This window comes from Halanaerobium sp. ST460_2HS_T2 (assembly GCF_003337665.1).
Taxonomy (GTDB): Bacteria; Bacillota; Halanaerobiia; order Halanaerobiales; family Halanaerobiaceae; genus Halanaerobium; species Halanaerobium kushneri.
Window position 1 is genome coordinate 1 of record NZ_QPJF01000045.1, and the last position, 11819, is coordinate 11819.

Below are 11819 nucleotides of genomic sequence, written 5' to 3' on the forward strand. Positions count from 1 at the left end.
ACGACTCAATCGAAAGAGAAAATCAACAGCTGCATAAAATACCTGGGACTACAAAAGTATTTTTAAAATTTACTTGACTTTTCAGAAACAATGCATTGCATAATCATTGTCTATTTTCTTTACAATCCAATTAGCAAGCAAAATTGTAATGCAGCATGCGACTGACTGTAGTAAAGTTACAGCTGTTGTCATCCCAATTGGAGTTGAAGATAATAAAGATTGATAAACATAGGTATCTATTGTTGAAACTGCATCATAAATAGGGGCAGGTATACCTCTTGTAACCTGATAAAATAGGCCAAAATCAGAAAAGAAAATTCTCCCTGTATTTAAAATAAACATCATAATTACTATTGGTCTAATACTTGGTATTGTTATATGTTTAACCTGCTGCCAAGTTGAAGCACCATCAATTCGTGCTGCTTCATATAAAGAAGGCGCAATCCCTACTATACTTGCAAGATAAATAACTGTATTATAGCCTGTTGTTTTCCAGAGCTGGATTATAACCAGCAAATATGGCCAGTAATCAGATTCCATATACCACTGAACCGAGTTCAAATTAAAAAAACTAAGTATTCTGTTCAAAACACCCTTATCATAACTTAAAAAGGCATAGAAAAAGTAACTTACTACAACCCATGATAAAAAGTGAGGAAAAAACATAAAGGTTTGATATATTTTTGACTTCCACTTACCATAAATTAAACTAATAATTATAGCTAAAGTAACTGAAATTAAAATTCCTAAAATAATAAATGTAATGTTATACGCTAAAGTATTTCTAAGTAAGATTAAAAAATTATTTGATTGTAATATGTACTCAAAATTGTCAAAACCCACCCAATCACTATTAATGATATTGTAAATAAAACTTTCTCCAGGATATACCCTGTACTTTTTAAAAGCAATTAAAACTCCAAACATTGGTAAAAAACTAAATAATATGTACCAAATAAATGTTGGAATAGCTAATAAAGTTAGTTCAGTGTCATCCCTTGTCCATTTTTTTCTCATCTAATTAAATTCCTCCCTTGATTTAATGAATTCATTTAGTTAATTTATCTTTAAATATATTGAAATAAAAGATAAATATGTAGTTAATGTTATTAAGAATTTTAACACTATTTTATAGTTTTGTCAACATTTTTAACAATAAATTTAACTTTTTTATATTTTTCAAAACAACAATTGTAAAATTAAACATTATATGCTATACTAAATGTAATAATATTTAACTTTTATTAACAATAATAAAAGTTAAATTATAAAGTTTATTATATAAGGAAGGTTGTTAATATGAAAAAAGTAACTATGCAGGATATTGCAGATTCACTGGGAGTGTCACGAGTAACAGTTTGGAAAGTTTTAAATAATAAAGAAGGAGTTTCTTCAAGATTAAGTAACCAGGTTATCTCTAAGGCTCAGGAACTAGGATATTTAAAAAATGAGCATATTGAATCCACCTCAATAAAAAATGATAATTCACAAAAAAAAATTTCTGTAGTTATTTCAAGACCTGAATCTTCAGTTTTCTGGATAAATATTATTCATGCAGTAGCAAGAGAACTTGATAAGTATAATATTAATCTAGTTTATACTTATCTCCCTCCTACATATGAAGAGGGTTACTCATTACCTGATATTCTAAAGCAAAACAGCGACATAGATGGAATATTAATTATGAATGTTTATGATAAAAAATTATTAGAAATGATCAATGGATTAAAAATATCAAAAGTTTATTTAGATATTGTCAGTCAGTTTTCTATAGAAAAAACAACTGGTGATCTAGTACTTTTAGAAGGCAAATCTGCAATCAGAAAAATCACAAATCATCTTATAGAAAATGGAAAAAGCAAAATTGGATTTATTGGTGATATTAATTATGCTTTAACAAATAAAAAACGCTATGAGGGTTATTTAGAGGCAATGAAGGAGAATAAATTAAATATTGATCAACAATTTTGTCTAACAAAAGAAATTGGTATCTATTCTTATTATGAGGAAATTTCTTCTTTCCTGAATAATCTTGAAGAATTACCAGAAGCTTTTGTCTGTGCCAGTGATTTTATAGCTAATTTTTTAATGAGGTATTTTGTTGAAAATAATATTAATGTACCTAAAGATATAGCCATTTCTGGTTATGATGGAAATAACGAATATTCTATGATAGCAGGAAAGCTTACAACTGTTGAAGTTGAAACTGATTATTTGGGAAAGAGACTGGCTGATCAATTAATTTATAGAATTGAAAATCCTGATTCACCAGTTGCTATCACAAATATCTATTCGGAAGTTATTTGGGGAGAATCAACTAATTTTTAGTAATTAATCACTAATTATTTTTTAATCTGACTTAAAGTAAAATCTATAAACTTATCTTAATTATGGAGATACAATCAATCACATCAGATTGTATCTCCATTATCAATTAAAAAATTGATATTCTTTACTTGAAACCTAAATATTTAGTCTTTCAATTCCAACTTTTTTTAATATCCCTTCCTTATATTCTCCGTAATTTTCAGGGTCTAATTTGCTAAGATCAATTATTTCCTCCGGAAAAGTTACTGCCTCAACCTCAAAATTATCTTTGATTAGATGCTTGTTCTCCAGAGATATATTAGTTATCTTTTCTATAAAAACTTCTCTTCCCTCCCGATCAGTTAACGGTAAAATAAAGAGGTATTCAAAGTCTTGCAGAAAAAATATTTGATCAATATTTCTAATCCTGGAGGTAATAAGATCTTTGATATCCATATAATATTTCTGATCAATTTTATGCGGCAGGTCCAGTTTGACCACTGAAAAAGAAAGCTTAGATCTTATAGATCTATTTAGTTCCATACTTAAAGTTGTTTTATAAGATTCTTCTTTTTTAAGGAATCCTTTATTTTCAGAGACAGAATCAATATTATTTACTTTTCTTAAAAGAGTTGATCTATCAAAGGACTTGGCTATAAAATCTTTTGCCCCCAGACTGACTGATCTTTTAATAACAGCAGCCCTATTAGCTCCACTAACAACTATTATGTCAATTGCTGGATACTGCTTACCTAAAAAACTCAATAAATCAAAACCATTTTCACTGCTTAAGTAAATATCAAGTAAAATTAAATCAATATCCTTTAGCGAAATATCACTGGCGAAGGTATTTTGTCTCACAGAGGCAGCATTTGCTGATTGATAAACATTAAAGCCTTCTGTTTTTAAGATGGAGGTTATTCTATAACGTACTAAAGTTGTATCATCAATTACTAAAATGTTCTTCATAGTATATCTAACCTTTCTAAAAAATATTAGAAAAATTTGCATTAAACTTATATCTATTAATATTCAAGAAAAGCTTGATTATACCTTTTAGGCACGAATTATTAATTTCTTTTTAAAAAAATATTGACTTGACTCAAAAAATATATGATAAAATTTTTTAAGCTAAGCCTTCAGTGCCCCAGCAGTCATTCCCTGAACTACCTTTTCCTGTAACAAAATAAACAAAATAATTAGTGGAATTGAAGCCAAAGTTAAGGCTGTCATTACATAGGGTACATTAAATCCGTGTTCTCCCTGAAACCTCCATAAACCAAGAGTTAGGATCCATTTTTCTGGAGAAGATATCAGTATTAGTCCATAGACAAACCTATTCCAAATCTGAACAAAATTATAGATTAAAATTGTGCTTATTGCTGGTTTAGAGAGGGGTAAAATAATTTTAGTATAAATTTGAAAATAACTGGCACCATCCATAAAAGCAGATTCTTCAATTTCTTTGGGGATACTTTCCATAAAACCTGATAGAATAAAAATTGAAACCGGCAGCATAAAAGCAATATAGGGTCCTGCCAGACCAATTAACTTATTATTTAAATTTAAAAATCTGCTTATTTTATAAACAGGTATTAAAGTTGAATGTATAGGTATCATCATTCCAGCGACAAAAGTTGCCAGAACAAATTTATTCATTCTAAAATCTATTCTCGTAATTATATAGCTGGCAAGAGTGCTTATAAAAACAAGTACTACCAGTGAGATAAGAGTAACAAAAATACTATTATAAAAATATTGATAAAATCCGGAATTCAAAACATCTAGATAATTAATAAACTTATAAGTATCAGGAAGTGACCAGATTGATTCCTGCAGAAACTCCATATTACCTTTCAGACTTGTACTAACCATAAAAATGAAAGGATAACCAAAGATTATGCTAAATATTGTTGCTATTATATAATATAATATACTGCTTTTTTTCATGGTATTACCTCCATATCTATAAATCGTCAAATAAAAATCCTGGATTGCTCCAGATTAGACTATTTCTTTCTTTTACTAAAAAATAATACTGTCATTGAGATGCTAAAAGCAATTAAAAATAAATAAATCCCAATTGTACTTCCATAACCCATTTCCATATCGGTAAATGCTGTTTTGTACATATAAGTTGCCATAAGCTCTGAAGCGTGATTAGGCCCACCACCTGTCATGGTAAAAGCAAGTCCAAATGCCTTTAAAGAACCAGTTAAAGATAAAATGCAGGCATTTACTATTGTAGGTTTTATCATTGGTAAAGTTATACTAAAAAATCTCTGCCAGCCTCTGGCTCCATCAATTCTAGCTGCTTCATAAATACTTTGAGGAATACTTACCAGAGCTGCTGAAAAAAGAATCATATAAAATGGTGTAAAACGCCAGCTTATTGCTCCAATAACAGAAAATATGGCAAGACTTCTGTTCCCCAACCAGGCAGACTGAAGAGAGCCTAAACCAATCATCTGTAAGAGATTATTTAAAAGACCGAAATTGGGGTCGTAAATATACGAAAAAAGAATACCTACTGCCACCGCTGACATAATATATGGTAAAAAGAAAACAACTCTAAAAATTTTATAGCCTTTAATCTTTTTAGATATAAAGACTCCTAATAATAGACCAATGGGAATCTGAATTAAAAGTGATAAAATTACTAGCAAAAAATTATTACTTAGAGCTTTCCAAAATATTTCATCCTGTAATACCAGCTGCCAGTTCTCCAGACCAACAAAAACTAAATCCTTTATACCGCTCCAACTAAAAAGAGAATAATAAAATGAAAGTGGTATGGGAACAATTAAATATAATAAATAGAATATATAGGCAGGGATAAGTCCTAATAAAACAAATCGCAATTTTTTCTGGGTTTTTTCACTAAAAAATTCTGTTAATCCAAAATCATTTGAATCCATATCTCTCTACTCCTTCCACAATAAAAAATATTCCCTCCCCCTTATTTATTAAGAAGGAGGGAAATTATATTAGTTATTCTTCACCATATACTTCTTTAGCTAAATCTTCCCATTCTTTTGTCATTTCTTCTGGAGTAAGTGAACCATCTAATACTCCCTGCAGACTTTCTTTATGGAAAGAACCTAATTTAGGAGGTAAAGTTTGATCATAAGCTGTTTGAATATGTGGTGCTGCCATAAATAATTCTTTCATTTTTACAGGAATTCTGCCCTCAACTTCTACTCCTTTTTGAACCGGAACAAGTCCAGCCTCTTTAAGAGCCATTCCAGCCTTTTCAGTTGAAAGATTTCTTAAGAATTCCAAAGCAGCTTCTTTATTTTCTGTATTTTTATTAACTGTAAACCATGAACCACCTGGAGAACCTAAAGCATTATTTGGATTACCTTCGCCACCTTTAACTGCTGGAAAAGTAAAGATATCTGTTGCTTCGTATACAGATGGTGCTTCATTTTTCATATTAGGAATAAAGCTTGGTGTCTGAATTGTCATTGCAGCTTTACCTGAATAATATAGCATATAATCCTGAGCATTACCATGTTTTAGACCATTAAATCCATTCGGGAATGCACCTAAATCAACTAATTCCTGTATTTTTTCTGCTGCTTTAACAAATGGTTGATCAGTAAAATGACCCCCAGTTCTATTTAAAACACTCTGGAAAGCATCATAACCACCAATTCTGTCTACCAGATACATGTAGTAGAAAGATGCGGGCCATGCTTCTTGATTTGCCAGAGCAAATGGAATGATATCATTTTCACGTAAAACCTTAATTACTTCTTTAAGATCCTCATATGTTTCAGGAACTTCTAAATCATACTTTTTAAAGATCTCAGTATTATAATAGGTTGCAAAAAGTTCAATCCCATGCCCAGGAACCCCATATACATTACCATTAAAGGTTGCTGGGTCAAAGACGGTGCTGCTTACAAATCCATCAGCTACATCCGGGTTTTCATCCAACCAGGAGTTCAGATTTAGTGCCATGTCGGCATCAACATACTTTTTAAGTGAACCTCCACCCCAGGACATAAAAACATCTGGAAGTTCATCTGAATTAATAGCTACCTGAACCTTTGTTTTGTAGGCCCCATCTTCCATTGGTGAGCTAACAATTTTGAGATTAGGAAACTTTTCTTGAGTTGCCTTAACTGCCTGATCAACGATTTGCTTGCCGTCACTATCAGTTGTATAAACATGCCAGATTGTTAAAGTGTCATCTGCCAGAGCTGACACTGATAATACAAAGATAAAAGTAACCAACATTAAGCTAACTAAAGTTTTCTTTTTCATTCGTTTACACTCCTTTTTTTAGTTAAATAATTTTTTCTACTACAAATAATCAGCTGGTTATTATTGGTAGTTATCACCCCTTTCAAGTAAACTAAATTTTTTTACCAGTCATGAACACTGCCATCCAGACGTTCAGCAACCGGCAAATAAGCTTTTTGATATGAATATTTTGCGGCCTTCTCTTCATCTATATCACACCCCAAACCAGGTTTATCAGATATTTTTAGATAGCCATCCTCAAATTCCGGCTGTCCAGTAAATACTTCTGCCACTTCCTTAGGAAACTCTGCCAGCTCCTGGATTCCAAAGTTAGGAGTTGAAAAATCAAGATGTAAATTTGCCATATGAGCAATTGGAGAAATATCCGCTGGACCATGCCAGGCAGTCTTAACCTGAAATGTTTCTGCTAAATGTGCAATTTTTTTAGCCTCCGTTATCCCACCAATATGGCTTACATCACATCTAATATAATCAATTAATTTTTCTGTAATTAATTTAACTGCATCCCATCTGCTGTTAAATAATTCTCCCATTGCCAGAGGCATTGCTGAATTATTTTTGATAAAGTTAAATCCATCTTTATTTTCAGGTTTTAAAAGATCCTCTAAAAACAAGAGATCATACTTTTCTAATCTTTTTGCCAGCTTCACAGCTTCAGAAATTGTCAGCCGCTCGTGTGAATCATGTATTAGATGTATGTCATCATCAATTTCACTTTTTAAATACTCAAATAGTTGAGGAATAGTATTTAAATAAGGTTTAGAATCCCACTTTTCTACAAAAGGTAATTCTTTGGCATCATCTTCTACAGTGCCATAGGTTCCATCCAGCCCAGGTATAGATACCTGAACTCTTAAGGCTTTGTAGCCCTCGTCAATCTTTTTTAAGGCGTTATCTTTAACCTCTTTAAAACTCTGACCGGAAACATGAGTATAACAGAGTGCTTTATCTCGACATTTACCTCCAAGAAGAGAATACACCGGGAGACCAGCCTTTTTACCCTTAATATCCCATAAAGCCATATCTATCCCTGCCAGAGCAGTCATAAATACAGGCCCACCACGCCAGTAAGCACCACGGTATATGTACTGCCAGATATGCTCTATATTATCCGGATTTTTACCAATAATAATTGGAGCCAAATACTCTTCAATTGTTTTAGCAACTGCTAACTCTCGTCCATTAAGGGTCGCATCCCCTACCCCATAAATCCCTTGATCAGTTTCAATTTTTACGGTAACATAATTTCTGCCTGGATTGGTTACTATCACTTTAACATTATTAATTTTCATCTTATCACCTTAATTCTTTATTATTATTGTAGAAAATTCTTATTTGAAAATTTATATAGATAATTAATTTAGTTGTAGGTTGTTAGTTGTAGGTTGTAGTACAAGTTGAAATAAAAAAATTATATTTTTTTTAAATCCTTAAATCTTTCGCGATCATCTTCCTCAGATAAATTAACTGCTAATTCAGGATCTTTATTCTTAATTGCCGAATAAAGTTTTTTATGTCCTTCTATACTTTTTTTAAAATTACCCTGTTTATTCATTTCTTCTAAATGATGAAAGAGTATGTCTTTTAATCTTAACATTGTCTGATGCAGAATTTTATTTTTAGATGCCTTAGCAATATTTAAGTGAAATTTATAATCCCACAGTGAATACTCCTTATAATCATCCTGATGTTTTACCATCTGATCTAGAGCTTTCTTTATTTCCTGAATATCTTCTGCTTCTGCTCTAATTGCAGCCAGTCGGGCGTTTTCTTTCTCAATTATACTTCTAAATTCTAAAACATCAAGCATTTCATCGTTACTAAAAATCATATCCGGTATAATACTGCTAACTATACTGCTGTTTAAGTTTTCAGACAGAAATGTTCCCTGGCCCTGTCTGGTTTTTATTACATTTAATCCTTTTAATTTCTGAATCGCATTTCTGATAGTATTCCTGCTTACTCCAAACTTCTCTGAAAGTTCATTTTCTGAAGGTATTTTTTCCCCTGGCTCCCATTCACCACTCAGAATTTTTTCTTTCATTTTTTTATAAACCTCATCAACTAAATTAATTTTTTTTATAGTATCCATAATATCTCCCCACTTTTTATCAAATTATAAGTTGTAGGTTGTATTACAAGTTGTTAATTTAAATTATAGCTTAAATTTTTTATAATGTCAAATTAAAATTTTAAAAAATATATAAATTAAGAAAGAGGGGTTGCCCCCCCTCTACATAAATATTTGCATTTCAAATTTTTAGCCATCATTGCCTATTGCATCAACAGGACAGGCATTTAAGGCACTCTCACAGGCTTCCCGTTCATTTTCATTTTCAGGTTGTTTAAAAACATAGGCATAATCACCAGACATTTCAAAATTATCTGGAGCCTCTCCAACACAAACACCACAGGCAATACACTGATCATCAACATAGTATTCACCTTCAACATTTTCAGAAACTCTGTTTTCCACATTTGCCAAAACAACCACCCTTTCTTTGTGAGAATATGAACCTAAATAAATTATAATAGTTATCTTAATATTTGTCAAAATTTTTCGTTTATTCATAATTCAAGCCATTAGTAAGTTTAAATTTTAACTAGAAACCTTTCTACAGCCTATTATTTTTCAAGCTGAACCCAGACAGAATAACCTTCTCCTGCTGTTCCTCTAACCTTAAAGTTACCGTTTCCCTCACTATCTGTTTTGACTTTCTCTTTTACATTAGCTGTAAAATCATAATAACACGTATTTGCTTTTCCTGTATTTATAGTTTTTTCTACAAGCTCTTTGTTTTCTCGCTGAGTTATCATCATTACCAGTCCACTTCCGGGATGTTTTTCATCACCTGTTCTAATATATGAATATGTTTTTTGATCATTTGTTTCACTCTCAAAAGCATCACCATAGGCAAATTTCTTGCGGGCGGAAATTAACTTATCTATTTTATCTTTTAAACCATAATTATAATAATCTTTCCAGAATACAGTTGGGATTCCATCTCTCCGCATTAGAATATATGTATAAGCCTGCATTTTTCGATAAACAATAGTCTCTATTCCATATTTATTGGTACTTTCATGATCTGTATCATGATTTTCTACAAAAGTAACTGCTCTATTTTTATAATCTTTTTGATTTACCAATCCTCTGCCTCCATACCAGCGCATATCAAGATTACCTTTCATCATTTCTACAAAACTCTGTCTTAAAGGAAAATCAAAGGCACAAAGCTTTTTATTATCAACAATGTTTAAATAATCCATTAAAGATTTTGGACTATTAACCCAGGCTTCACCAATAAAAATTAAATCCTTCTCTGTATCTGCAGTAACTTCCTCAATAAAGTCATGAATCATTTCATTATCAATATGAGTACTGGCATCTAATCGAAAACCATCAAAATCCATTTGATTAATTATCCACTTTCCCCAGTTTATCACCTCGGCTTTAATTTCCTGATTATCATAATCTATATCTGCTCCCATAAGATAGTCATCTTCGTAAGAATCATCCCACTCTTTACACTGAAAGAGAAATTCTCCTGCCCTTCTGGTTCGTTCGTTCCAATCAACCCCATCAAAATGAGTCCAGTTAAGTTTTAAATTGCTGTATTTATTTTCGCGCCCTGGAAAATCAAATTTTGTCCAGACGTCAGCCTGACTGCCATCTTTTAAGGTAACTGTTTCTTTATCATCTGCACCCAGTCTGTGATTTAAGACAGCATCATATATTAGCTTCAGTCCTTTACTATGCAAATTTTCTACAGCCCTTTCTAATTGTTCTTTTGTGCCGTATTTAGTTCTTATACTGCCTTTCTGCTTAAACTCACCTAAATCCCAGAGATCATATGTACCATAACCAACATCCTCTATCCCCCCTGCACCTTTATTAGCAGGCGGAAACCACAGATAATCAAATCCTGCTTCAGCTATTGAATCAGCTCTTTTGTCTATTAAATTCCAGAGATCTTTTTCTTCAGGAAAATTTTCTGCATATTTATTGCTGTTCATTTCCCAGTAAAAAGTCTGTAAAATAACTGGATTTTCCACTATAATCACCTCAAAATATAAATTTCAAATATTTTTTACTTTTTTATTTTTTTATTTACCAGCATAAATAACAGATGTTTATTTTTTCTTCTTTAAAATATATTTGAGTAAAACAGTAATTTCCTCTTCTTTAATAAAAAAATAATGAATTCTCTTGACAGTAATCTATTTCTATAGTACAATATTATTCGTGACATAAGTGGAGAGATGTCCGAATTGGCTAAGGAGCCGGACTTGAAATCCGGTGAAGCCGAAAGGTGTCTGGGTTCGAGTCCCAGTCTCTCCGCCATTGAATATTAAGGGCTGATGCCTATTTTAAAACCCCGCCGTGATGGTGGGGTTTTTTGTGTTTAAGGCGTGAATCCTGCCAAAATCCTGCCATTTTTAATTAATATTGATAAAGGTGTTTTAGATATAGATAGAGGTGATATTATACATGGTAACTAAAACGTTAAAAAGATAGGTCTAAAGAAAGTGCAAGTACTATAAGACACGGGGAAGACTAAATACAAAGAATAGATAAAAAAAGCTAATATCAGAGAAGAGTTTGGGCCCTGAGAGATAGAAAAATCATCTAAAAGTAGTACAGCCAGTATTATTATGAGGCATGCTATACTGGCGGAGAGGTTCAAATAATTTAATATAAATTTTGATCTATCCAAAATCCAATTTTGAATTTCAGATTCAATTATAGATAATATCTTTTTATTTTTACTAATTATCTTACACTTGAATAAATAGATTTTAAGAAATTGCTTTATTTAAGTAATCACTTATTTTATCTGCAGCTTCTTCAATATTAAAATCTTCTTCACTTAAAATAAGTTTCCTCATTATTACACTTTCCATAATACCTAAAAAGGCAAAAGCAAAATAATCAAATTCAATATTTTTTGATATATAATTATTCTCTATCAAAAATTTATATAAATCCTGTAACCGACGGAAGCGTTTTTCTTCCATTCTTTTGAATTCATCTCCAAATTCTTCGTTTACAGCAACTGCTTCTCTCAAAATAATTATAGAAAGGTTTTTATGTTTTTTATAAATCTTAAAAAAACCAAGCAACATTTCTTCTAAAAATATTTTGGTTGTATAATTAATGTTGTGAAGAAAAAAATGTAAATCTAAAAATATCTAAATAAAAAAGGCATTTGCCTGGCTCCGTTGAATTAAATAGTTAC

Annotated in this window: 11 protein-coding genes and 1 tRNA gene; 2 read left to right on the forward strand and 10 right to left on the reverse strand. The window is 31.3% G+C overall.

Annotation, left to right across the window (positions count from 1 at the left end; genetic code table 11):
- Window positions 1-81 precede the first annotated feature (81 nt).
- Window positions 82-1017, reverse strand: coding sequence for a sugar ABC transporter permease (locus DFR80_RS14350; RefSeq protein ID WP_114490398.1), 936 nt, complete (start codon window positions 1015-1017; stop codon window positions 82-84).
- Window positions 1018-1299: 282 nt separating this feature from the next.
- Between DFR80_RS14350 and DFR80_RS14355 the strand changes: the two genes are divergently transcribed.
- The gene (locus tag DFR80_RS14355) at window positions 1300-2328 is read left to right on the forward strand and encodes a LacI family DNA-binding transcriptional regulator (protein WP_114490399.1); all 1029 of its coding nucleotides are present in this window, start codon (window positions 1300-1302) and stop codon (window positions 2326-2328) included.
- Between the two features lie 135 nt (window positions 2329-2463).
- On the opposite strand, the gene DFR80_RS14360 is transcribed toward DFR80_RS14355, so the two are convergent.
- The 8 genes from DFR80_RS14360 to DFR80_RS14395 all read right to left on the reverse strand — a co-directional run bounded on the left by DFR80_RS14360 (window position 2464) and on the right by DFR80_RS14395 (window position 10635).
- Window positions 2464-3276 carry a response regulator gene (locus DFR80_RS14360; protein WP_158537735.1) on the reverse strand — a complete coding sequence of 271 codons (813 nt, stop codon included), beginning with the start codon at window positions 3274-3276 and terminating at the stop codon, window positions 2464-2466.
- Between the two features lie 162 nt (window positions 3277-3438).
- Complete coding sequence (locus DFR80_RS14365; protein WP_114490401.1) at window positions 3439-4257, reverse strand: carbohydrate ABC transporter permease; 819 nt, start codon at window positions 4255-4257, stop codon at window positions 3439-3441.
- Between the two features lie 59 nt (window positions 4258-4316).
- The gene (locus DFR80_RS14370; RefSeq protein WP_114490402.1) at window positions 4317-5225 is read right to left on the reverse strand and encodes a carbohydrate ABC transporter permease; all 909 of its coding nucleotides are present in this window, start codon (window positions 5223-5225) and stop codon (window positions 4317-4319) included.
- A gap of 73 nt (window positions 5226-5298) precedes the next feature.
- The gene (locus DFR80_RS14375; protein ID WP_114490403.1) at window positions 5299-6579 is read right to left on the reverse strand and encodes an extracellular solute-binding protein; all 1281 of its coding nucleotides are present in this window, start codon (window positions 6577-6579) and stop codon (window positions 5299-5301) included.
- A gap of 101 nt (window positions 6580-6680) precedes the next feature.
- Window positions 6681-7871: a D-mannonate dehydratase ManD gene (manD, locus tag DFR80_RS14380; protein WP_114490404.1), complete on the reverse strand. Its 1191-nt coding sequence runs from the start codon at window positions 7869-7871 to the stop codon at window positions 6681-6683.
- Between the two features lie 119 nt (window positions 7872-7990).
- The gene (locus DFR80_RS14385; protein ID WP_114490405.1) at window positions 7991-8671 is read right to left on the reverse strand and encodes a FadR/GntR family transcriptional regulator; all 681 of its coding nucleotides are present in this window, start codon (window positions 8669-8671) and stop codon (window positions 7991-7993) included.
- A gap of 168 nt (window positions 8672-8839) precedes the next feature.
- The gene (locus tag DFR80_RS14390; protein ID WP_114490406.1) at window positions 8840-9064 is read right to left on the reverse strand and encodes a ferredoxin; all 225 of its coding nucleotides are present in this window, start codon (window positions 9062-9064) and stop codon (window positions 8840-8842) included.
- A 140-nt stretch (window positions 9065-9204) separates the two neighbouring features.
- Window positions 9205-10635 carry an alpha-amylase gene (locus DFR80_RS14395; protein ID WP_114490407.1) on the reverse strand — a complete coding sequence of 477 codons (1431 nt, stop codon included), beginning with the start codon at window positions 10633-10635 and terminating at the stop codon, window positions 9205-9207.
- A 201-nt stretch (window positions 10636-10836) separates the two neighbouring features.
- On the opposite strand from DFR80_RS14395, the gene DFR80_RS14400 reads away from it, so the two are divergent.
- A tRNA-Ser gene (locus DFR80_RS14400) sits at window positions 10837-10924 on the forward strand.
- A gap of 455 nt (window positions 10925-11379) precedes the next feature.
- On the opposite strand, the gene DFR80_RS14405 is transcribed toward DFR80_RS14400, so the two are convergent.
- Window positions 11380-11706, reverse strand: a complete 327-nt coding sequence (locus tag DFR80_RS14405; RefSeq protein WP_147270199.1) for a hypothetical protein — start codon at window positions 11704-11706, stop codon at window positions 11380-11382.
- Between the last annotated feature and the right edge of the window lie 113 nt (window positions 11707-11819).